Source organism: Eubacterium sp. AF22-8LB, assembly GCF_003458715.1.
In the GTDB taxonomy this organism is placed as follows: Bacteria; Bacillota_I; Bacilli_A; order Erysipelotrichales; family Erysipelotrichaceae; genus Holdemanella.
On sequence record NZ_QRVI01000016.1, the window covers coordinates 1 to 24391 of the forward strand.

General features: G+C 34.7%; 22 protein-coding genes. 19 read left to right on the forward strand and 3 right to left on the reverse strand.

Annotated elements, in window-relative coordinates; all coding sequences use genetic code 11:
• Positions 1-185: 185 nt before the first annotated feature.
• The 3 genes from DWY01_RS07215 (at position 186) to DWY01_RS07225 (ending at position 3584) form a co-directional block, all read left to right on the forward strand.
• A complete protein-coding gene (locus DWY01_RS07215) occupies positions 186-1358 on the forward strand; it encodes a M15 family metallopeptidase (RefSeq protein ID WP_117995485.1) in 1173 nt (390 codons plus the stop codon).
• A gap of 36 nt (positions 1359-1394) precedes the next feature.
• Entirely contained in the window at positions 1395-2147 is a 753-nt protein-coding gene (locus DWY01_RS07220; RefSeq protein WP_117995486.1) for a ZIP family metal transporter, read from the forward strand.
• Between the two features lie 93 nt (positions 2148-2240).
• On the forward strand, positions 2241-3584 hold the full coding sequence (locus tag DWY01_RS07225; RefSeq protein WP_117995487.1) for an MATE family efflux transporter: 1344 nt from the start codon (positions 2241-2243) through the stop codon (positions 3582-3584).
• Here DWY01_RS07225 and DWY01_RS07230 read toward each other — a convergent pair.
• A complete protein-coding gene (locus DWY01_RS07230) occupies positions 3581-4798 on the reverse strand; it encodes a LacI family DNA-binding transcriptional regulator (protein ID WP_117995488.1) in 1218 nt (405 codons plus the stop codon). The genes DWY01_RS07225 and DWY01_RS07230 overlap by 4 nt on opposite strands.
• Before the next feature lie 54 nt (positions 4799-4852).
• On the opposite strand from DWY01_RS07230, the gene DWY01_RS07235 reads away from it, so the two are divergent.
• From DWY01_RS07235 to DWY01_RS07285, 11 genes are all read left to right on the forward strand, one after another.
• Complete coding sequence (locus DWY01_RS07235; RefSeq protein WP_117995489.1) at positions 4853-7552, forward strand: sigma 54-interacting transcriptional regulator; 2700 nt, start codon at positions 4853-4855, stop codon at positions 7550-7552.
• Positions 7553-7651: 99 nt separating this feature from the next.
• A complete protein-coding gene (locus DWY01_RS07240; RefSeq protein WP_117995490.1) occupies positions 7652-8065 on the forward strand; it encodes a PTS sugar transporter subunit IIA in 414 nt (137 codons plus the stop codon).
• A 15-nt stretch (positions 8066-8080) separates the two neighbouring features.
• Entirely contained in the window at positions 8081-8548 is a 468-nt protein-coding gene (locus DWY01_RS07245; protein ID WP_117995491.1) for a PTS sugar transporter subunit IIB, read from the forward strand.
• Positions 8549-8558: 10 nt separating this feature from the next.
• Positions 8559-9335: a PTS sugar transporter subunit IIC gene (locus DWY01_RS07250; protein WP_117995492.1), complete on the forward strand. Its 777-nt coding sequence runs from the start codon at positions 8559-8561 to the stop codon at positions 9333-9335.
• Positions 9322-10140 carry a PTS system mannose/fructose/sorbose family transporter subunit IID gene (locus DWY01_RS07255; RefSeq protein ID WP_117995493.1) on the forward strand — a complete coding sequence of 273 codons (819 nt, stop codon included), beginning with the start codon at positions 9322-9324 and terminating at the stop codon, positions 10138-10140. The genes DWY01_RS07250 and DWY01_RS07255 overlap by 14 nt, the downstream gene beginning before the upstream one ends.
• Positions 10141-10169: 29 nt before the next feature.
• Positions 10170-11168: an SIS domain-containing protein gene (locus DWY01_RS07260; RefSeq protein ID WP_199519916.1), complete on the forward strand. Its 999-nt coding sequence runs from the start codon at positions 10170-10172 to the stop codon at positions 11166-11168.
• A gap of 52 nt (positions 11169-11220) precedes the next feature.
• Entirely contained in the window at positions 11221-12300 is a 1080-nt protein-coding gene (locus DWY01_RS07265) for an SIS domain-containing protein (RefSeq protein WP_117995495.1), read from the forward strand.
• Complete coding sequence (locus tag DWY01_RS07270; RefSeq protein ID WP_117995496.1) at positions 12284-12943, forward strand: HAD family phosphatase; 660 nt, start codon at positions 12284-12286, stop codon at positions 12941-12943. The genes DWY01_RS07265 and DWY01_RS07270 overlap by 17 nt, the downstream gene beginning before the upstream one ends.
• Before the next feature lie 49 nt (positions 12944-12992).
• Complete coding sequence (locus DWY01_RS07275) at positions 12993-13646, forward strand: HAD family phosphatase (protein WP_117995497.1); 654 nt, start codon at positions 12993-12995, stop codon at positions 13644-13646.
• A 1-nt stretch (position 13647) separates the two neighbouring features.
• Positions 13648-14997, forward strand: a complete 1350-nt coding sequence (locus DWY01_RS07280; RefSeq protein WP_243001988.1) for an MATE family efflux transporter — start codon at positions 13648-13650, stop codon at positions 14995-14997.
• A 15-nt stretch (positions 14998-15012) separates the two neighbouring features.
• Positions 15013-15315: a hypothetical protein gene (locus DWY01_RS07285; RefSeq protein WP_117995498.1), complete on the forward strand. Its 303-nt coding sequence runs from the start codon at positions 15013-15015 to the stop codon at positions 15313-15315.
• A 33-nt stretch (positions 15316-15348) separates the two neighbouring features.
• On the opposite strand, the gene DWY01_RS07290 is transcribed toward DWY01_RS07285, so the two are convergent.
• Complete coding sequence (locus DWY01_RS07290; RefSeq protein ID WP_117995499.1) at positions 15349-16008, reverse strand: carboxylesterase; 660 nt, start codon at positions 16006-16008, stop codon at positions 15349-15351.
• Between the two features lie 60 nt (positions 16009-16068).
• Here DWY01_RS07290 and DWY01_RS07295 point away from each other — a divergent pair, with 60 nt between their 5' ends.
• Positions 16069-16794, forward strand: a complete 726-nt coding sequence (locus DWY01_RS07295; RefSeq protein WP_117995500.1) for a hypothetical protein — start codon at positions 16069-16071, stop codon at positions 16792-16794.
• Positions 16795-16836: 42 nt separating this feature from the next.
• Here DWY01_RS07295 and DWY01_RS07300 read toward each other — a convergent pair whose 3' ends face one another.
• On the reverse strand, positions 16837-17709 hold the full coding sequence (locus DWY01_RS07300) for a class I SAM-dependent methyltransferase (RefSeq protein ID WP_117570886.1): 873 nt from the start codon (positions 17707-17709) through the stop codon (positions 16837-16839).
• Between the two features lie 88 nt (positions 17710-17797).
• Between DWY01_RS07300 and DWY01_RS07305 the strand changes: the two genes are divergently transcribed.
• The 4 genes from DWY01_RS07305 to DWY01_RS07320 all read left to right on the forward strand — a co-directional run bounded on the left by DWY01_RS07305 (position 17798) and on the right by DWY01_RS07320 (position 24387).
• A complete protein-coding gene (locus DWY01_RS07305) occupies positions 17798-18979 on the forward strand; it encodes a hypothetical protein (RefSeq protein WP_199519917.1) in 1182 nt (393 codons plus the stop codon).
• 168 nt (positions 18980-19147) lie between these two features.
• On the forward strand, positions 19148-21325 hold the full coding sequence (locus DWY01_RS07310; RefSeq protein WP_117995502.1) for an ATP-dependent helicase: 2178 nt from the start codon (positions 19148-19150) through the stop codon (positions 21323-21325).
• A gap of 10 nt (positions 21326-21335) precedes the next feature.
• Entirely contained in the window at positions 21336-23330 is a 1995-nt protein-coding gene (ligA, locus tag DWY01_RS07315; RefSeq protein WP_117995503.1) for an NAD-dependent DNA ligase LigA, read from the forward strand.
• Complete coding sequence (locus DWY01_RS07320; protein ID WP_117995504.1) at positions 23317-24387, forward strand: CamS family sex pheromone protein; 1071 nt, start codon at positions 23317-23319, stop codon at positions 24385-24387. The genes ligA and DWY01_RS07320 overlap by 14 nt, the downstream gene beginning before the upstream one ends.
• Positions 24388-24391: the final 4 nt, after the last annotated feature.

Genomic DNA, 24391 nt, shown 5'->3' on the forward strand with positions numbered 1-24391 from the left:
AATCACCAACAAATGGTTCTTGTTCCATTGTGTAAATAGTTGCGTTTTTAAATAACATTTATATCACCTCTAGAGACTATTGTATCACGGTATGAAAAATATTACATATTAAATGTAATATTTTGTAAACAAAACTCAATTGTCTTTCATCTGCTTATTTAATATAATGGGTTTTAGGTGATTTTATGGCAAGAAAGAGAAGGAAAGTAAATACGAAGCGCATCGCAATCCTTGTTTTGATACCTATTATTTGTGTGGGTTTATTGATTGCGAATATGACAAATATTCGTTTGAGTATCAAAGGATATGATAGGGCTGCCAAAAAGGTCGTTTTAAAATTAGATAGTGAAGAAATTCATGATATTTTGAATTGTGATTATGTGATCGACATTGCGAAGTGGGATAAAGTAAAGAATAATTCGCATTATGTGTTGTATGACAAGTATTATCGAATGACAAAATATAAAACTTCCAAGGTTGTATATTTTGTGGATGCTTATTATGAGCGAATGGAAGATTTGAATTATTTGGGTTATACAACGAATTTCCTATTTAAAAATTCAGATTTATATACCATTAATACTTTGGATACTTTGATATCTTCAAATATTCCTTATGAAACGACAAAGAAATATTTAGCTGTCAAAGGGGCACAAATTTGTGACATTAAAGATTATGTGGATTCCGAACTAAGTCCATTAAAGGCGGTCTTAAAAGTTTCATATCCTGGCATTGACTCAAGTAAGCGAAATAGTCGTACATATACAATATTAAGTCCAGAAGATACTTTAGTTTTAATTAAAAATGGCTTTAGTGTAGGAAGTGATTATGAGCCAAGTGACTTAAGAAAGGTAAATATTCCTTATGAGAGTGAAGCTGGAAAATTAAGAGATGAGGCAGCTACGGCATTAGAAAAAATGTATAAGGATGGTTTAAAAGAAGGATACGATATCGCAATTAAGAATTCATATCGTTCGTATGAAAAACAAAAGGCGGTTTACGATGAATATTTTGCGACATATGATGCAGATTATGCGGCAAACCTAGTTTCTGTTCCTGGATCAAGTGAGCGTCAATGCGGGTTAAGTGTAGATTTAACGAGTCAAGGTGTGATGGACGGAATTTATGGTACATTTGGAGAAACTCCAGATTATGAATGGGTTGAGAAGAATGCATATAAATATGGTTTCATTTTACGCTTCCCAGAAAATGCAAGTGATAAAACGGGAGCTACAAATGAGCCATGGCATTTTAGGTATGTTGGAAAGAAAGTCGCAAAAGAAATCTATGATAAGGATTGGGTCTTAGAGGATTATATTCAGCATCATGGATTTACATACAATATGCGTTTGAATTGACGAATATAAAGGGATTAGATTAAACTAACTGCGGTGATGATTATGTGGTTAGGATTACTAATTCCTTTTTTTGGTACAACATTAGGTTCAGCTTGTGTATACTTTTTGAAAAATACAAACAATGAATTACTATCCCGGTGCTTTTCGGGAATAGCTTCAGGTGTCATGGTCGCTGCTAGTATATGGTCTTTATTGATGCCGGCAATGGAACAGGAAAAGAATATCTTGATCATTGTACTGGGGATATTCTTAGGGGCTTTATTACTTCTTTTCTTAGATTGTATGATTCCTCACATTCATCCTGGAACGGATGATGAGGAGGGAAAGGGTTCGCATTTAAAGAAAACCACAAAGTTAGTCTTTGCGGTAACTTTACATAATATTCCAGAAGGTATGGCCGTTGGGGTAGTCTTGGCACAAGCGATTCAAACTGGAAATTATTTTTCAGCCTTGGCCCTATCCATTGGGATTGCGATTCAAAACTTTCCTGAAGGAGCTATTCTTTCTTTACCATTAAAGAGTAATGGCTTTTCAAAAAATAAAGCATTCATGATTGGTGCATTATCTGGTATTGTAGAACCTATATTCGGATATATTACCATTCTGTTTTCAAATTGGATCTTACAAGGTTTACCTTTGTGTTTAAGTTTTGCGGCAGGCGCCATGTTGTTTGTGGTGATTGAAGAACTTGTTCCTGAAATGGCTCAAGGAAAACATTCCAATCTTCCTACATTTTTTTTCTTGTTAGGATTTTGCATCATGATGATGTTAGATGTACTTTTAGGATAGGGTTTCATTTTTTTCAGAAAAGAGTTAAAATTATTTTACATTATGTAGAAGACCAATCGGAATTCTGCATTTTCTTTTGGAAAGGGTGGGGTCATGGAAAGCACAGATTTATTAAAGGGAAGTATATGGAAGTCAATATTGATTTTTTCTTTACCATTACTTGTAGGAAATTTATTTCAACAATTATATAATACAGTTGATTCTTATGTGGTAGGAAACTTTGTTAGTTCGCACGCGCTTGCGGCCGTAGGACAATCCACTTCCATTATTAATATGTTGGTTGGATTTTTCATGGGATTATCGACTGGAGCCGGTGTTGTGATCGCACAATATTTTGGTGCAAAAGAAATAAAAAAGATGCAAGATTCGATTCATACATCGCTAGCTCTAACATTGGTTTTATGTGTGTTATTTACTTTTTTAGGAATTATTTTGGCTAGACCTATTTTAGACATGATTGGTTCACCTAAAGAAGTTTTACCTTTAGCTGTTACGTATCTACAAATCTATTTTGCAGGAGTAAGCTTTGCGCTAATCTACAATATGGGAGCCGGTATTTTAAGAGCTTTAGGCGATAGTAAAAATCCATTGATTTATTTAGTTGTATCCAGTCTAGTTAACATTGTGTTAGATTTTGTATTTGTGATTTACTTTGACTTAGGAGTTGCCGGTGTTGGCATTGCGACAACTCTAGCTCAGCTAGTTTCTGCCATTTTAGTCATGCATGAATTGATGCATACGGATAAGGATTATAAGGTATATATTTCCAAGATTCGTTTTTGTAAGCCAATCCTTTCACGAATTATTTCGATTGGAATTCCAGCGGCTCTACAAAACAGTATTGTTTCCTTTTCCAATGTCATTGTACAATCGTATATTTCTAGATTTGGATCGGCTGCCGTTGCAGGCTATAGTACAACGACAAAGCTAGATGGATTCTTGCAGCTTCCAATTCAAAGCTTCTCAATGGCCATCACAACATTCGTAGGTCAAAACTATGGGGCACAAAACTATAAGCGTGTAAGAAAAGGATTGTATACCACACTTATTATGTGTGAAGTGATTATTGTATTAGGAGCTTTCTTGATTTATACAAATGGAGACCTCTTAGTTGGACTGTTCTCACAGGATAAAGATGTGATTGTAGCAGGTGTCACTATGATTTCTGTTTTTGCGCCAGGCTATATCTTCCTTCCCTTATCCCACATTACGGCAGGTGCATTAAGAGGAGTAGGTTTATCGAAGGTTCCAATGTATTCGATGATTTTATGTTTCGTTATTTTAAGACAAGTCTATTTGTTTGTGGCAACACAATTTAGTTCAGAATTGATCACTGTATTCTTAGGTTGGCCTTTGACATGGATTGTAAATGCAGCATTATTAATGGGCTATTATCATATATATTCAAAAAAACTAGTAAGAGGCGAGATATATTAATATCCCGCCTTTTTTCTTTGTTTTGAATTAGGAATATTTAACTCCTTACGATATTTAGATATGGTTCTTCTTGAAGCATACAATTCCATATCTTCAAGTTCCTTTACAATTTGTTCATCCTGTAGAGGATTTTCTTTATCTTCTACCATAATTAATAATTGAATAGCCTTTTGAATCGAGTCCTTACTGCTTCCATTATGTGTTTTTGAAACAAATAGATCTTTAACAGGATAGATTTGATTATTGAATTCATAATATTTATCACTGAGTGTTCTAGAAACTGTGGAAATGGAGTATCCAGATTCTTGAGCAATTTCTTTAAGTGTACATTCTCTTAAATCATCTTGAAATAGAAAGTAATTCTTTTGATGGGTAATCAAAATATTGGCGAGTAAAAGAATGGTCTTATTTCTACGGTTTAAACTGTCAATATAGAATTTCGCTTCATTTAAATATTTCTTTGCCTCTTTCGATAATTTTACTTCTTCACAATGAAGCGACAGATTTCCCATTTCTTTAGGGATGATCTTTAATTGATCTTCAATAATCTCGATTGTGAATTCAGGTAATGCGAGATTTGTCGTGCTTTCTGTTGCATATTCACTACATGGAAAAGGATTGCACTCTTGCATGTGGGCTAATTCATCAAATACAGATTCATAAGGTATATCTAAGGATTCAGAAATCGTATAGAAATCTTTTTCTTCAAGTTCCTTTGAATAATCCTTTAATATTGTATATGCGATGATATATTCTTTTTCTTTTAGTTGTATCATTAAAGAATCAACACTGTTTTTGGCAGCAACTCCAAGGGGTTCAAAGGTTTGAATTAAATTTAATGTATCTGTAAATTCTTCTTTTGTACATTTTAAATCGTTTAGAACTATATCTAAGTCATAGTTAAAGAATCCATGACTATCTAAGGATTCAATAATATAATCGGCAATGGTTTCATTATGCTTTTGTTTTGTAGTGTGTAGCTGTAGATATAACTCATTCTTTAGGCTTGGTTTATCTGAAATACCTGCTTCTAAATATTGTTGGATATCTTGGCTAGGGGTGTATTCTAGAAAAGGATTATTTTGGCTGACAGTATATAAAAGGTCGGATAAAGTCTGTCTATCTTTACTTAATATTTCAAGATGCGACTTTAAACCCGTTGTCATATGGAATGTCTGTTTATAGGTATGTGTATATATCAAGTCTTGTTTCATATATATATGTTAGCACATAATGTGGTATAATCATCTAAAAAAGTGGAGGGTAACATGATAGAAAAAATATTGGCATATATTTTGGCTTGCTGTAATAATAATGAATTTGATCAAACAACAGTTGCCTTAATAAGTGAAAACTTAAAGATCAGTCGATCACAGATATCGGTTGTTTTAAATAAACTAGTGAAAGAAAATAAGCTTGTTCGTATTGAATCTAAGCCTTTTTGTTTCATTTCCGTTGATTATTTAAAAGAAAAGGGAATTCCCTATAAAGATAATGTATATACAAGTATAAATGAATTGATGTCAAACCAGGAAAAGAAGGATTTTGAAAAACTAGTAGGTATGAATCATTCATTGGCTCAAACAGTTAAACAATGTAAGGCTACGATTTCATACCCGCCTAATGGTCTACCAATGTTACTTTATGGTCCTACTGGAACAGGTAAATCTTTGATTGCGAAGCTTACGTATGAGTGGGCTAGAAATCAAGGTGTAATTGCGAAGGATGGACAATTTATACAGGTAAACTGTAGTGAATATGCGAATAACCCAGAATTATTAACGGCAAATCTATTTGGACATGTCAAAGGTGCCTTTACAGGTGCTGAAAAAGACAATGAAGGATTGATTGCGCTAGCTGATAATGGTGTCTTGTTTTTGGATGAGGTGCATGAATTAAAGGCGGAGTGTCAGGAAAAATTATTTTTATTTATGGATCAAGGTATTTATCATCGTGTGGGAGATAATGAAAAGTGGTATAAGTCCAATGTTCGGATTGTATTTGCGACAACAGAAAATCCGGATAAGGTTTTATTAAAAACATTGATGCGACGTATTCCTATGATTATTACGATTCCAAGTCTTGAACAAAGAGGCACGCAAGAGCGTATTGAGTTGTTGCATGATATTTTTAGTCAAGAAGAAAAGCGCTTGAATTGTCAGATCAAAATGAGCAGTAAGGTATATAATGCGTTGTTGCAAAGTAAGATGCCAGGAAATATTGGTCAATTAAAGAGTAGTGTTCAGTCTTGTTGTATCAATTCCTTATTCGATAAGGTTAATGATGATTTAGTGATTCATTTGGATAGCTTGCCTCAGGATTTGTTGCAGCAAGTGTATGCCAATCAAAAAACTGTTTTAGATGACGATGAATATATATATGTAGATGATTTACAAGGATACTATAATGGACAAAAAGAAATCTTACAGTTAAATGAGAGTGTGTTGGCTTGTTACAGACAGTACAAGGAAGAACATATGAATTTGTCGGATTTTATGGCTAAAGAGAAGAATTATGTTCAGAAATATTTTGATAATTTAATTTTTAGAAAGAAAGAATCTAGTCAAGTAGATTATTATAATCGTGGTGTGCAGCATATCTTTAATTTGATTGAATCTCGATATGGCTTAAAAATCACAAATAATGAAACGTTATCGATTGCTTCTTATTTAGATGAAATTCACCATGAGTATCATGATTTAAGAAGTTGGTTTATAAAGCATGAAGAAGAATGTGATGATTTATACCAGTTGCTTCAGGAAGAATTCTTTAGAGCTACTAATGTATCTTTAGAAATCTGTACATATTTAAAGTCTTATCTGGAAATTGATATGTATTCCATTATTATTTGTACATTTATCTTCTATGTATATAATGTACAAAAAGATTCTAGGCTTTCTCAAAAAGCAGCTGTTGTACTTTCACATGGCTTTTCTACGGCTTCTAGTATTGCAGATGCAGCCAATCGTTTCTTAGGCCAATATATTTTTGATGCCTTAGATATGCCACTATATATTGATACGGCTACAATGATTGAAAAGCTGAATCGTTATTTGGATCGTATTGGCAAGGTAAAAGAACTATATTTATTGGTGGATATGGGAAGCTTAGAAGATATTTATAAGGGTCTGCATATTGAAAATGCCAATATTGGAATTATTAATAATGTCAGTACACCAATCGCATTAGAGATTGGAAATGGCATTCGTAACAATATGGAGATGGATGCTTTGCTTCAAAAAACAATTGATGCTTTCCATGTGAATTTTGCGTATCATATTGAAAAGAACCAACTAAAACAACCTGTTATTCTTTGCTCATGTGCAAGTGGATTAGGAACGGCTAAGAAGTTGAAGTCAATGTTAGAACAGTCTTTTCCAGATGGAATCAATTTAGATGTGAAGACATTAAATTATTCGGAATTGATTGAACTAGGTAATAAGAATAATGTATTTGAAGAATATGATGTTCTATGTGTACTTGGAACGTTGGATCCCAATATGGAAGACATTCCATTTGTAGGGCTTGAAGACTTGATTATTGAAGATACATTTAATGATTTTAATCAATATTTCAAAGACTATATGGATGAAGAGCAGCTGTCTGTATTTGATAAAAATATTCTACATAACTTCTCATTGAGTAATATTATGAATGCACTAACGATATTAAATCCAACGAAGCTATTAGAACAGGTTGCCAATGCGATTGATGTTCTACAGAAATATGTCGGGGTTCGTTTTAGTAATCGTACTTGTTTTGGATTGTATGTACACATTTGTTGCTTGATTGAAAGATTGGTTGTATCTAGAAATGCAGAATATGACCCAAGCTTAGATTTCTTAAATGAACATAAAGATTTTGTGGACTATGTTAAGAAGGCGTTTAAACAAGTAGAGGATTTCTATGGTGTAGATATTCCTACAGAGGAAATGATTCATATTTATAATTATGTGAAGAATAACTAGTAAAGATGGGGAAACTCATCTTTATTTTTATATTATTTTTCTATGGCACAATATTTGCTTGTATATAAGTGAGCGACGTAATCAGAAAGGAGAAAGAAAATGAGTAGAGTGATATTTGCTTCTCATGGAGGATTATCAAAAGGAATGAAAGATTCTGTTTCTATGATTGTTGGTGACTTGGCGAAGGACGTAGAAACATATAGCTTACTTCCTGGTCAAAATCCTGAAGACTTTTATCAAGAGCTTTCTAAACAAGCAAAAGAGAGTGATGAACAAATTTTAGTTTTGTGTGACATCAAAGGTGGAAGTGTTCATACAGCTTTATCAAAGCTTGCGGTATTGGATAATGTAATGGTTTTCTCAGGAATGAACATGGGATTAGCACTAGATGCAGTGATGAAAAGTCTAGGTGGTGAAGTTAGCTTAGAGGATGCTACAGATTTGATCAATGCAGCTAAAGAGGGAATGACTGTTATGAATGGCATGTCTAGCGAAGAAGACGAAGATTTCTAAAAGGAGGAAAATAACATGATTAAATTATTAAGAGTAGATCATAGATTGTTACATGGTCAAGTTGCTTTTTCTTGGAAAAATGCAGTTGAAGCCGATTGTATCTTAGTTGCGTGTGACGCAGTTATGAAAGATGATTTAAGAAAAACTTCAATCAAATTGGCAAAACCAAATGGTGTTAAATTGGTTATTAAAAATATGGATGATGCAGTGAATGCGATCAACAGTGGTGTTACAGATAAATACAAATTATTAATTGTTGTTGAATCTATTAAAGATGCAGAAAGATTATGTAAAGATTGCAACATCAAGAAATTGAATCTTGGTGGAACAAAGGCAACAGCTGAAACTCGTAATATTTCAAAGGCTATGAATATTACACCAGCAGAAGAAACAATTTTAAAAGGATTATGTGCAGCAGGTGTGGATGTAACAATCCAAATGGTACCTGAAGATAATGCAGTAAACGTAGAAAAAGTATTATAGGAGGAGAAACATGTTACTACAAGCAATTTTACTTGGTTTGGTAGCAATGCTTGGAAATGCTGAATATTTGTTCGGAACAAGCTTGTTGTCAAGACCATTGGTTATGGGAGCTTTAACAGGTGTTGTACTAGGTGATATCCCAACCGGTGTTACTTTAGGTGCAACTTTAGAGTTGGCATTTATGGGAGCTTTCTCAATCGGAGCAAGTATTCCACCTGAAATGATTTCAGGAACAGTATTAGGAACAGCTTTCACAATTACTACAGGAGCTGGACCAGAAACAGCATTGACTGTTGGTTTACCAGTTGCTTCATTGGTTTTAATCGCAAAGAACGTTGGAATGGTATTCATTTTACCTCCATTTGTTCACAAAGCAGATAAATATGCAGCTGAAGGAAACATGGCAGGAGTTGCTAGAATGCACTTCTTAGGTGGATTCTTCGGTGTTAACTTGATTATCGGTGTTATCGTGGCATGTGGATACTATGCAGGTGGACCTGCAGTTCAGGCTTTATTGAATGTAATTCCTGAATGGATTTCAAATGGTTTACAAATCACAATGGGCTTATTACCTGCAATCGGATTTGGTTTATTGTTGATGATGATCATGGACAAAGATGTTGCATGTTTCTTCTTCTTAGGATTCGCATTAAGCGTATACTTAGGAATTCCAGTAACTGCAATCGCAATTTTTGGAGCTATCATCGCTATCGTATTAACTCAACTACGTAGCAATTCAGCTCAAACAGCTACAGAAGGAGGATTAGACGAAGATGACGACTTCTAATAAATTAACAAAAAAGGAAATAAATCAAGTATTCTGGCGTTCATTCGGAATGGAGTGGGACTGGAACTATGAAAGACAGATGAACATGGCATACTGCTACTGTATGTTACCAGTAATCAAAAAATTATATTCAAATAAAGAAGACCAAATTGCAGCTATGCAACGTCACTTGGAATTCTTCAATACAACACCTCAATTGTCAACATTGATTCTTGGTATCAGTGCTGCTATGGAAGAAAGTAACGCAAATGATCCTAACTTCGATACAGAAAGTATCAACAGTGTTAAGGTTTCATTGATGGGACCTTTAGCTGGTATTGGTGACTCATTCATCTGGGGAACATTACGTATCATCGCTACAGGTGTAGGTCTATCATTAGCAAATCAAGGAAATATCTTAGGACCTATCTTATTCTTATTGATCTTCAACATCCCTGCTCAAGGATTACGTTATTACTTAATGAACGCTGGTTATAAATTAGGTAGTGGATTCTTGGCTAAAATCCAGGAAAATGGATTGATGTCAAAATTGACTTATGCAGCAAGCGTTTTAGGATTGATGGTTGTTGGCGGTATGACGGCTGAAAACGTTTCAATCAAATTCCCATTGGCATTTGGTTCTGGTGATGAAGCAACTACATTAAATGATGTATTCAATAATATCATGCCTGGTTTAATGCCATTATTATTCACATTATTAGTTTACTATTTATTGAAAAAGAAAAATGTTAAGACAACATCATTGTTGTTATTGTGTGTCGCAATCGGATTGATTGGCTCATTCTTTGGTATCTTAGGTTGTTAATAAAATTTAAATAGATGGAGGACATGAAAATGATTAAATTTAACGAACAAGAAAAAATCGATAGCGTAAATGGAGCATTGGCTCTACGCCCTCGAATCAACGAAATCGTTGATGAAATCTGCGAACGTGGATATTCAAACATCTGCTGGTTAGGTGTTGGTGGTACTTGGGCAAGTGCTATGCAGGCTACAGTACACATGAAAGAGATGAGTGCTATTGAAACTTGGGCAGAAAATGCTGCTGAATACTTAACTACAGGAAACAAACGTATTACTAAAGATACAGTTGTTATTATCTCTTCTGTAACTGGAAACACTAAAGAAGTTGTTGAAGCTATTAAAAAAATCAAAGAAGAAGTTGGAGCTACAGTTATCTCATTTGTAGATGCTAAAGAAGCTATCTTATTAGACTTAGGAGACTACAAGATTTCTTACCCAGTTAACGAACAATTAAAGTTCTTCATGGTTGCTGACCGCTTTATGTTCAACAATGGTGAATTCGAAGACTACGAAGATATGTATGCAGAATTTGACAAATACTTAGCACAAGATTTAGTAGAAGTTGAAAAGCAAGCTGAACCATTCGCAATTGAATTCGCTAAAAAACACTGGAATGATGAAATGCACTACTTTGTAGGTGCTGGTAACCAATGGGGAGCAACTTACTCATACGCAATGTGCTACTGGGAAGAACAATTGTGGTTAAAAACTAAATCAATCACATCAAATGAATTCTTCCACGGTATGTTCGAAATCGTAACTAAAGAAACTCCAGTTACAATTTATATTGGTGAAGATGCTCAACGTCCATTATCTGAACGTGTTGCTAACTTCATTCCAAGAATTTGTGCAAACTACACAATTATCGATTCTAAAGATTACGAATTAAAGGGTATTAGCGAAAAATATCGTAAACACTTGTCTCACCATGTAATGCATGCTGTAAACAACAGAATTGACGTTCACATGGAAATCGAAACTCGTCACCCAATGGAAATCCGTCGTTATTACAGAAGATTAGAATACTAAAATATAAAGGTGGAACCATTCCACCTTTTATATGTTGTTTAGGGAGGTACATATGGAAAAATTAACAATGCTGGATTATGTTAAAGAAACGCCAGGCGTCTTAAGAAAGAACATTGAACAATATGAAACATTGCTAGAACCATTAATGAAGGAAGTGCAAGGAAAAGAAATCAAACGTATTTTGCTTGTGGCTTCTGGATCAAGTCATAATGCTTGTTATTGTGCAAGAAGCTTTGTAGAAAAAGTAAGTGGTTTAGAAGTAAGAATTATTACGCCATACACATTTACATATTATGAAAATGATATTAGAGAAACAGACTTAGTTTTGGTTGTTACGCAGAGTGGTTTAAGTACAAACGCAATTGAAGCGTTAAAAATCATTAAGAAAAAACAATATAGGGCAATTTGTTTAACTGGAAATAAGAATAGTGATGTAAAAGACTATGCAGATGCTGTCATCGAATATGGGGTTGGTGAAGAATTAGTTGGTTATGTCACAAAGGGCGTTTCAACATTGGCATTATTCTTAGATTTATTTGCGGTTGTGTATTCTGGTAAAGTGGAATATTTAGAAGAATTGAAAAAGGCTGCAGATTTGAATGAAGAAATGATAGATAAGGCAACAGATTTTATTCAGTTACACTATAAGAATTTATCATCTATGTCATGGGTGTATAGCTGTGGTGCAGGTGCCAATTATGGTACGGCATTGGAAAGTGCATTAAAAATGGGAGAAACAATACATATTCCTAGCTGCTGTTATGAAATTGAGGAGTATATTCATGGTCCAAATTTACAATTAACACCGAAATATAATGTGATTTTCTTTGATGGAAACGATGTGGCAAGTCATCGTGTGGAACAAGTATATAAGGCTACCCGCAAAGTAAGTGAGCGTGCTTATTTGATTTCAAATAATCCAGGATTGGCAAATGATAATCACGTTTTAAGCTTGAGTGATATGGTATCAAGTGAACTTTCACCAATTGTTTATTTACCATTTGTACAACTATTAAGCTTTATTATTTCAAACGACTTACATTCCATTTATCAACATCCTTTATTAAAGGAATTTAAGGCTATTGCGGCTGCAAAAACGGAGAATTTTGTAAATTATGACGGCGATGATTAATACAGTGATTTTTGATATGGATGGATTAATGTTTGATACAGAAACACTTTATATTGATGTATTTGAAGATGTTTGTAAAAAACATGGTCACGCTTTTCCAAGAGAAAATTTTTTAGGGATGTTAGGCACAAGTCATTTTGATTATTCGATCTACCATAAGGAATATCCATGGCTTGAGGATATGATAAAAATCGCAGATGATGTGTTCACTTCCTATTATGATGAGCGCTTTGCGATTCCGGGTTCTGCCAATAAATATGGTCTTGAAGAATTACATAATTATTTAAAGGAAAAAGGATACAAAATCTGTATAGCCTCTAGTTCAAGTGTTTCTCATATTAAGAAGTTAGTAGGAAACTGTGGATTTGATTTTCAAGCAGATTTGATGCTTTCATCACAAGATGAATATGCGTCAAAACCAGCTCCCGATTTATTTTTGGCATGTGCAAAAAAGATGGGAGTAAAGCCTGAAAATTGTATCGTACTTGAAGATAGTAAGAATGGAATTCGTGCGGCTTATAACGCAAATATGCGAAGAGTTTGGATTCCGGACCAAGTACAATTTGATGAAGAAGATATGAAATATGTGGATCTTCAATGTAAAGATTTAAAAAGGGTTATAGATATATTAGAAGCAATGTAGTGTTGCTTCTTTTCGTGCTATACTATATTTGTTTTTAGGGGAGATATGTATGTTAGAGTTAGTCGTATTTGATGTAGATGGGTTAATGATTGACACAGAAAGTGTATGGAAAGATGCTTTTGATGTAGTGGGAAATAAGTATGGTATTTCCAATTTAGGCGATGCTTTATTTAGTAAGCTTGTAGGGAAAAGACTTGAGGATGAAAAGGAAGCTATCGATGAGCATATTCCAAGTGAAATTCAAGAAGAATTATTGGATGAGTGGAGAGAAATTGGACTTCGTTCATTGGAAAGAGAAGTACCAGTAAAGCCAGGTTTATATGAGATATTAGATTTTCTTGAAGAAAATCATATTAAAATGGCCGTCGCAACTACTACAAGAAGAGAATTGACAGAACAACGATTAAAGAAAATTGGCGTATTTGATCGTTTTGACTATGTTCTTTGCGGGGACGAGGTGACAAAGCGAAAACCAAATCCAGAGATTTATGAAACTGTATTAAAAAAGATGGGCGTAACCAATAAGAATGCACTTGTATTAGAGGATAGCGTTGTTGGTGTAGAGGCTGCTTATCGAGCTGGAATTGATTGTATTCAAGTACCGGATTTGATTGCTCCAACAGAAGTACAGGAAAAACAGACAATTTGTATCGTTAGAGATCTAACAGAAGCTAGAGATTATATTAAAGAGAACCGAGTGTAAAATGCGACAAAATGATTTTGAAAATACACCCATGTTGAAGCTTGTTATGGGGTTGGCTATACCGAGTATGATTGCACAGCTCGTCAATATTCTATATTCCATTGTTGACCGTATGTTTGTAGGCCAGATTGAAGAAGTAGGAAATTTATGTTTGGCAGCCGTTGGAATATGTGGGCCAATCGTAACCTTGTTATCGAGCTTTGGAACACTGGTTGGTATTGGAGGTTCTATTTGGCTATCGATGTGTTTGGGACAAAAGAATGAGAGAAGGGCAAGTCAAATTTTATATAACAGCTTTGTGATGTTGGTTGTTCTTTCCATTTGTTTAACACTTGGATTCATTTTTTTAAAACACGATTTAATCTATTGGTTTGGTGGTAGTGATACTCTATATCCTTATGCCAATACATATCTTACAATCTATACATTGGGCACTTTTTTTGCTCTAATGTCGATCGGATTAAATTATTTTATAACGGGACAAGGTTATGCCACCATTGCCATGTTTAGCGTATGTATTGGGGCCATCACAAATATTATATTTGATTTTATTTTGATTCGTACACTGAAGATTGGCGTAGCTGGAGCTGCCATTGGTACTGTGATTGCTCAATTCTTATCGTGTATGTTTGTGCTTTGTTTTTTGAGGTTTAAGGCAAAAGTCAAACTTCGTAAGGAAGAATTATCCATAGAGAAAATGAAGCATATTGCAAAATTAGGTTTTTCACCATTTCTTATTATCGCATCCGATTCAGTCATTTTAATAGTGATGAATATGATGCTTCAAAAGTATGGTGGTAGTATGGGTGACGTCTATATATCGGCAATTACAGTAGCCCAAAGCTATTTCTTGTTGATTACGGGACCTCTTCTTGGAATTAGTTCAGGAACACAGCCGATATTTGCGTATCATTTTGGTTCACGCAATTTAAAGAAAATCAAAGAAGCATTTAAAATTGTGATTTCATTTGCGTTTTTATTTTGCTTAGTCATGTTCATTATTTCAATGTGCTATTCAAATGTATTTGTAGCTTTGTTTACAAGTGATGTTACAACTATGCCAATTGCGCAAAGAGCCATTAAAATCTTCTGTTTAGGTATTTTAATGATGTCCATTCAATATGTTTTAGTGGATGGAATCACGGGATTATCTAATGTAAAACTATCTTTGTTTTTATCGTTAAATCGTAAAATGATGTATTTATGTTGTACATGCCTGTTACCTGTGTTTTTAGGGGTTTCAAATATTTTCTATGCACAACCCGCAGCTGATATTTATGCAAGTATTGTAACGATTATTTGTTTCATAAAAATCATTCCTTCTTATTTAAAAAGTCATGGTGTACAATAAGATTAGGTGATGATTATGTTTTTTAAGAAAGAGAAAAAGATGAATGTTCCAGATTTATGGAATTTCATGACATCCTTAAACAAAAAGGATAAGGCTTTGTTTGAAGAACTATTAGATAATGATAATGAACCTTTGGAATATAAGGGGGATGTCAAACAGGGCGGATTATTAAAGAATAAAAAAATGATCGAAAGAAAGGTTATTGAAAAAGAAGAGGATGGAAGGTTGCGTGATTATACGCAATATCGTATTCAGCCAGATGTGTATGAAGTTTTAAAGCCTTCTTATGACCAGTTTTATTCAATTATTGGTGATTAAGCTTGTAGAAAAAGCTGTCTTTTCGACAGCTTTTTAGAATATTTTACCTTCAAGCATTTGTTCAATCAAAGTAAATACAGTCTGTTCCATTCTTCCATCATACAACATTCTATGTTTGGCATCCTCAATATAAATCAAACGTTTCTTTTGTGCTGGAATCTTTTTGTAGGCATGTGTTGAGCTAGATGGTGAAATTACTTCATCGCTTGTTCCATGCAACATCAAAATTGGACATTCAATTTGAGAAATAGATTCTTTATATTGAGAAACGATTTTTGTGAAGGTTTGGTATTGCTTCGAACTAGGGCCTTTCTTTTCTTTGTCTGACTTTTTAAATAATCCTGTTACTTTTTTGATATCTAAATATTCAAAGGCAGGTGCACATAGAATTAAAGATTGTACTTTATAAATACTAGCTAAATAACTGGCAATTACGCCTCCCATGGAAAATCCAATTAGGATGACATTGGGATTTTCTTTAATGGCAAGACTTAATTTGGCTTCACATCTTTGTACCCAATCTTTGTAGTTGGCATCATTTGGATTGTTTAAATCATACATATCAAATTGAATTACTTCATATTTTTTGGCCTTTAAATAGCGGGCTAATGGATCGAATTCATGACTTAGATTTCTTCCAAATCCGTGGATTGTAACTATTATAGGTTTCTTTCTTCGATTAAATAAAGACATTCGCATCACCTCGTTGTATAATTATTATAGCATCTATTGAAAGGAAGGTCACATGTATATATGAAGGCAACTTTACTGATTAAAAATATTGAAAATTTATATACATGTGATAAGAATTTTACTATTTTGAATCATGCCTTTATTGCATGTCATCATGATAAGATTATCGAAATCAATACAGGATCTTACAAGGAGTGGCTAGATCCTGCAACCCGTGTGATTGATGCTCAGGGAGAGTGTGTTGTTCCCTCATTTATTGATTGTCAATTTAAAAGCTTTACACATGTGCGCTTAGGAGATCAGTTAAGACAGGATATCAACGCTTTATATGCGATGCGTCAAAATGGTATTTTAACTTTGATTTGTGACAATCCCAATACGCAAAGAATGAAACTTGATCAAGATGTATTTTATAAAAAAAATCAGTCGGAATTACCGGTATTGAATCGATTGAGTGAATTAAAGAATGAAATTCCAGAAACGTTTTTGATGAGCTGTGGCTTTGGTCTTCCAAACTCTTATGTATATAGTATGGCACCCATAAGTTATGTATTGTTTCAAACACATCGTGTGTGTTCTAGAAAATTGTTGGAAAGTATGACGTCTTTACCGGCAAAAGAATTTGGTTTATCGGATCGTGGCTCGATTGAAATTGGTAAAACGGCAGATCTTTTGGTTTTACAAGTCACAACGATTGAACATTATTTCCAAACTTTGGGAAGGCCTTTGATTCATCGTATGATTAAAAATGGAATTCAATTCTATCCGGAGTGGATGGTTTGTTAGGAAGAATTTTCTTCCTTTTTTCATTTATGTAAAAAAGATGGACTAGTCGTTAGTCCATCTTCCAAAGATTCCACATGGCAATACACTGTTGTTTGTTGTGACTGGTAATAGGTTTTCACCACATTCAATGTGCCCGCCTTTTTCTTTTTGAATCGATCTAGATAAAGCTTCATTTAGTGTTGAACAGCTAAATCCTGTTGTATAGCAGTTCACGATAAAGAATAGGGCATCATCACTTAAGATTTTCATACATTCTTGAATCAATGGGAATAATTCTTCTTCAAGCTTCCAAAGTTCGCCATTTGGACCTCTACCATAGCTAGGTGGATCCATTACGATACCATCGTATTTTCTTCCTCTTCTTTGTTCTCTTTTTACAAATTTAATGCAGTCATCTACAATAAAACGGATCGTATGATCTTGTAGATTAGAAAGCTGCATGTTTTCTTTTGCCCATTGAATCATACCTTTTGAGGCATCTACATGCACAACTTCTTTAGCTCCGGCTTTTGAACAGGCCATAGTCGCACCGCCTGTATACGCAAACAGGTTTAGAATTCTTAAATCATCTCTTTTAGATTCTTTAATTTTATTGGCCATAAAATCCCAGTTGCTGGCTTGTTCAGGGAAAAGTCCTGTGTGTTTAAATCCAGTCGGACTGATTTTAAAGCGCAATCCTTTATATCCAATAGTCCAGAATTCTTTGACTGGTTTTTTCATTTCCCAATGACCACCACCAGATTTAGAACGGTGATATACCGCATCCGCTTTATTCCATGCACGCTCATCTTCAATTGGCCAGATTGCCACAGGGTCTGGTCTTCTAAGAATCGTTTGATTCCATCTTTCTAGTTTTTCTTTATTTCCAGTATCAATAACTTCATAGTCTTGCCATTCTTTAGCAATTTGATTCATACTTAAGTTCTCCTTTTAACTTAGTAATTATAACATAGATTTGCTAACTATGATATAATAGAGTGTGACTCTAGAAGGAGGTTTTAACATGTTTGTTCAAATGATTTGTAAAGATCGAAATGAAAAAGAAATGAATGAATTGTATGTTGTTTTAGGGCTTATCGCAAGACGTGAAGAAGTGCAAATTGAAGATCGTTATGATCATGTTGATATCTTGGTTTGTCCACAAGGAAAGATCATTGTGACAGAAGAAGATGGCGACATGGTTTTACGTGCGAATACTCGTCATGCAGGCCCAGGCTTTCATGCGTTTGTGGTAGATATATTTAAAGATATTCAGGAAGAAATACCTGGGGAATATGAATTGATAGATGATATGGAATTTGATAAGGATGAAGATTTTGATCGATTGAGTTCTATGTATGAGGATGAAATGGATTATATTCGTGGTGTTTTGTTGGAAAATGAAGTGATGCGTCAACAGAATTATATGTATGATGAAACGTATTTCTTGCCTCTACAAAAAGAAAATCGCATTCTTACAAGCCAGGGAGACTTGGATTTAAAGGAATTTAAGCATATGAATACACGCGATTTAATGGATGTTTTCTATGTTTGGAATGATTGGGAAAGAGATGCAAAATTCTATAAGAATTGTGCGTTAACTTTACTTGCCAAAGAAGGTGTTGGAAAGTATACATTAATGAATGAAAATACGATTAAACATGCGAATGATATTTGTGAATATATCGAGGCTGCTTATGAAAAGGATCATAATGTGGATCTTCCTTTAGATGCATATGCAGATTTATGTGAAAAGTTGGGTAGAGAGAATAAGTTACAGAATGCGAAAAACATGGAGGAGGAAGCTATTCAATATCGTATTCGTGAAGTGTACCACTTATTTGAAGACGCAAGAGTTGTTGCGAGTGGTGCTGCCGAAAGAAGCTATGATCCAGTAAATCAAGCATTATGTTTAATGTCACCCTATACAGATGAAGCACAATGGGATTGGTTGATTCAGGCTAGTAAACAACCGGGTATTGTCACAAACTTAGAGAACATTATGGAACAAGATCCAATTCAATATGATAAGAAAACAATTTGGATGGATTCATGGCAAGAAGATGGTATCTATGTATTAGAGGCTGTACTTCGCTACAAAGAAAAATTCTTATATTTCCACGATGTATGTGCCAAGGAAAAGGATTTAGCTTTCTTAGAACAATGCATTAAGGAATCTGGTTTTACGAAAACGCAACTAGATTAGAGTTGATGGATTATGGATTTATTACTACTGTATTAACACCAAAACATAAAAAGATAGAAATTGGCAAAGCAATTATAAATAATTGAACCTTTTTGAATTTTATAGGTGCTCATATTTCTGAGCACTTTTTTTGTGTTTTATGGTAAAATTGATACGGTGATTAAAAATATGAGTAACTCAATATTAGATACATTAAATGAAAATCAAAGAAAAGCTGCAACGACAATTAACGAACATGTTCGTATAATTGCGGGTGCTGGTAGTGGAAAAACACGTGTCTTAATGGCACGTATTGTTTATTTAGTTGAAGATTGTGGGATTATGCCAAATCGTATTTTGGCCATCACATTCACAAATAAGGCAGCCAATGAAATGAAGACACGTCTTACTGCACAACTTGGCAGTATGGCAAGTGTCGTACGAATTTCAACCATTCACTCTTTATGTGTAAGAATGCTTAGAGAAGATGCGGATTTGATTGGCTATCCAAAAACTTTCTCGATTATGGATCCAGAGGATCAAAAGGCTATCTTAAAGCCAATTTATAAAACATTAGAAGTAGATAAAACAGCTATTTCTTATAATCGTGCTTTAGGTGCTATTAGTGCTTATAAGACAAACTATATTGATCCACAAATGGCCGCAAATATGGCTATGGATGATGTGAGCATTACTTTAGCAAAAATCTATGCAGGCTATGAAAAACGTCGTAATGAAATGAAAGCTATGGACTTCGATGATCTATTATTAGAAGGACATCGCTTATTAAATAGCGTATCTTCTGTTCGTGAGAAGTGGCAAAATCGCTTAGATTACATTCATGTAGATGAATTCCAGGATGTCGATCCAATTCAATATGGAATTATTAAGTTGTTAACAGGAAAGAATACACATCTATGTGTTGTAGGAGATCCAGATCAGACAATCTATACTTGGCGTGGAGCAAGTGTTGATATTATCTTGAAGTTTAATAAGGATTTTGTGCCATGTCAAACCATCATTTTAAATGAGAATTACCGTTCAACACAGCCGATTCTAGATGCTTCCAATGCGGTTATTAAATACAATAAGGAACGTATTGATAAAGATCTATACACAAAGCTTCCGGGTGATGAAAAAATCACGATGTTTGAAGGTAAAGAGGATAGTGAAGAACCTATCTTTGTGGCTCGTCAAATCAATGAAAAGCACAAGAAGGGCTTGGAATATAAAGATATGGCCATTCTTTATCGTTCTAACTATTCTTCACGTGCATTTGAGCGTATCTTTAAATCTGTAGGTATTCCATATGTGATTTATGGTGGTGTTCGTTTCTATGAAAGACAAGAAATCAAGGATGCTCTATGTTATTTAAGATTATGTACAAATCGCAATGAAGAAGATCCAGATCAAATATCGTTAGATCTAGCTGTGCTTCGTGTAATCAATGTACCTCGCCGAGGAATTGGTGCGCGTACCATTGAAAATCTTCAACAACAAGCAGCCCAAAGACATATGAATCTATATGACGTTATGAAGGATCCGATTGGATTGAGTACGGCTGTTACTAAGAAATGTGAAATGTTTGTGGATTTAATCGAAGATCTTCGTGAAAATAGAGAACATTACGCGCTCGAAGATTTCTTGGATTATGTATTAGATACGACTGGATATATTTCGATGTTGAAAGAAGATAGAGAAAGTGGCCAGGACCGTATTGATAACTTAAAAGAACTAAAAGAAGATATTGCCCAAAGTATGATTGAAGATCCAGAAATGACGTTGGAATCTTATTTACAGGATATTGCTCTGTTTACGGATAAAACACAGGAAACAAGTGAAAATACTGTAAGCTTAATGACTGTGCATGCCGCAAAAGGATTAGAATTTGATACGGTATTTTTGGTAAACTTTAACGATGGTGTATTCCCAAGCTCAAGAGCCTGCGATGAAGGTGGCATGAAGGCATTAGAAGAAGAAAGACGACTTCTATATGTTGCGATGACACGTGCGAAAAAATCATTGTATATTTCATGGAATACAGGGTTTAGCTATATGCAGGATGCGTTTAAAACGCCAAGTCGTTTTAGGGCTGAAATCCCAATGGAATATATTGTGCAGGAAGAAAAAGAAGAGGCTCCTAAACAACCGAAGACTGTTGTTTCACAATCTTTAACGGGAAGACCAACTCGTGCTGCGGCAAACAAAAAGAAAGTGCGTTTACGTAAAGGGGATGCCGTTGAACATACGATTTATGGTCAGGGTGTTGTCCTTGAAATTCGTGGCGATGTCGCAACGATTGCGTTTGGACATACGATTGGTGTTAAAAAACTAAATGCATCTCATCCTTCTTTAAAGAAAGCTTAGGTGATCGATGATGGATGAAAAGGCAAGAATTTTAGAATTACGAAAAAAATTAGAGAAATATTCAATTGAATATTATGTATATGACAATCCAAGTGTAACCGACCAGGAATATGATCGATTAATGCAGGAATTGATGGCTTTGGAAGAGAAGTATCCCGAAATGTATGATGCGAATAGTCCAAGTCAAAGAATTATTGGATCTGTGCTAGATGGCTTTGAAAAGGTTACGCACGATTCACAAATGTTGTCCTTGGGCAATGTGTTTAATAAAGAAGAAATTGAAGAGTTTGTTCAAAGAATATCGGAAAGTGTGGACAATCCTGAATTTGTAGTCGAATGTAAATATGATGGATTAGCCATGTCTTTACTTTATGATAATGGAAACTTTACACGAGCCGTTACAAGAGGTGATGGAATCGTAGGAGAAGATGTTTCTAATAATGTGAAAACCATTATGTCTATTCCTATGCATATTCCCGAAACACGTCATGTTGAGGTTCGTGGTGAAGTCTATATGCCTAAGGCAAGCTTTGAACAATTAAATAAAAGACAAGAAGAAAGAGGATTGGCGCCTTTTGCGAATCCTAGAAATGCAGCTGCAGGATCCATTCGTCAATTGGATTCTGGCATTTGTGCAAGCCGTAAATTGGATGCCTATTGGTATTATTTCCAGAATGCTTCTGATTTTGCACTACAAACACAAGAAGAAGCTTTAGAAACAATGTCTAAACTACATTTTAGAGTCAATCCACTACGTAAGGTTTGTACAACCGTCGATGAAATTTGGCAGTTTATTCAAAAAATTCAAGAAAAACGAGAGGATCTACCTTATGAAATCGATGGTATGGTCATTAAATTAAATAATTTGGCCGAACAAAGAGTGCTTGGTAGTACCGCAAAGGTACCTCGTTATGCGACAGCCTATAAATTTCCAGCTCAGGAAGTTTTAACACGACTAAAAGACATTGTGATTACTGTAGGTCGTACAGGTAAAATTACACCAAATGCTGTATTAGAGCCCGTACGCGTGGCAGGAACAACGGTAAGTGCTGCTCAGCTTCATAATGAAGATATGATTGCGAATAAGGATTTACGTATTGGCGATATTGTTGTCGTGAGAAAAGCAGGCGAAATCATTCCAGAAGTAGTGACAAGTGTACCTGAAAGAAGAGATGGAACACAACTTCCATATCATTTCCCAACAACATGTCCAATTTGTGGATCTCACTTAGTTCGATTACCAGATGAAGCGGCTCACTATTGTATCAACCAGGATTGTCCGGCTCGCGTCGTTGAAAGTATGATTCATTTTGCGTCTAGAGATGCGATGAATATAGATACATTAGGAGACAAGAAGATTGAACAGCTTCATGATTGGGGCTATTTAAATTCGATTGAAGATATTTATTTTTTAGACCGCTATTATGATGAATTAATTGAAAAACCAGGTTATCAAAAGAAGTCTGTAGATAAGCTTCTTGAATCGATTGAAAATAGTAAAAAGCAGCCATTGGGAGTCATTTTATATGGTTTAGGAATCCGTCAGGTTGGTAAAAAAGGCGCAATGATTCTAGCTGAACAATTTGGCGATATCGATACTTTAATGCATGCGAGTATGGATGATTTAGTTACGATTCATGATATTGGTTTGATTACAGCTCAAAGTGTTATGGCATTCTTCAAAGAGGAAAAGAATCGTCATTTGATTGATGTGTTAAAAAGTGTAGGGTGCACGTTTACGCAGGAAAAGAAACAAGTTGTACAAAGTCGTTTCACAAATAAAACATGTGTGTTGACGGGAACTCTGGAACACTATACGCGTAATGAGGCAAAGGCTATCCTAGAATCTTTAGGTGCGAATGTTTCAGGCTCTGTATCCAAAAAGACAGACTATGTCATTTATGGAGTAGCAGCGGGTTCTAAGCTTACAAAAGCACAGAATTTAGGTGTTGCGACAATGAGTGAAGAAGAGTTTGTGCAGGAGGTAGAAAATGCGAAAGAATAAATTAGTATTGGGTTTACTTGCTTTAAGCTTATGTGCTTGTTCTACCGGAAATAAAAATCAGGCGAATGCTTTAAATGAAGATACATATCAGGCAGTTTTACCTTATGAATCCAGTGATACTCGAAGCAAGCATGTGGGTTTGATACAAGATACGGATTTGCGTGTTGAAATGGAAAGTGGCTTGATGGATCTATCGAAAAAATACTTTTCTGTCAATTCCGTAGGTTATAAGGTTCATCAGTTTTTAGATTATGATGAATTAGATGCGACAGATGGATCTAGAGGTTTGCTCGGAACAGTTCGTGATGGAAATCCCAATGGATTAAATCCAAGTGCAGATGAAGAATTTGACACAGGAAATGGTATTGTTACGAAGGCAACAATTCTAGTAGATATTTATGAATTAGACTGGTATACCAATGACAATCTAAAGGGGATTTCTTTGGGTTTAGTGGTGAATGGTGAATTAAATGCATCGGATGGATCTACAGTTGAAATCTCAGATGAAAAAATGGAAAGCTATTTGGAAGTCACTTTCTCTAAGCTAGCATCCTATATGCATGAGCGTTTTAATGAAATTACGAAGGATATTCCTATTTTTGTTGCCGCTTATCGTTTGGATGATTCAAACACAACTGGAAAAGGTGGCTATGTTTATGAAGGTTACTATAAAGGTGGACAAGGAAGCTTTACCTCTTTAAAACAAGAATGGGTCTTAGTTCCTAGCTCACGTTTTAAAGAATTGGATTCAACAGCTTATAGTGAATTTACAGATTTCAAGGAAGATATTTCAACAGTGCTTCCAGACAACACATATATTACTGGGGAAGCTAAATTTGAATCTAAGAAGCTAAAGAAATTAAATTTGACTATTACAGCACATGGAAAAACAGCTGGTGAAGTATTGGCTGTTATAGAAGATGTCAGAGACCAGATGTCGACTTTTGAGTCTAAAAAGTGTGACTATTTGATTACGATTCTAAATGATGATACAGTGTATGCGTTAATTGAAAGAGAATCTGGTTCTAGTGAATGTAATGTGATCAGTAAGGTATAGGAGG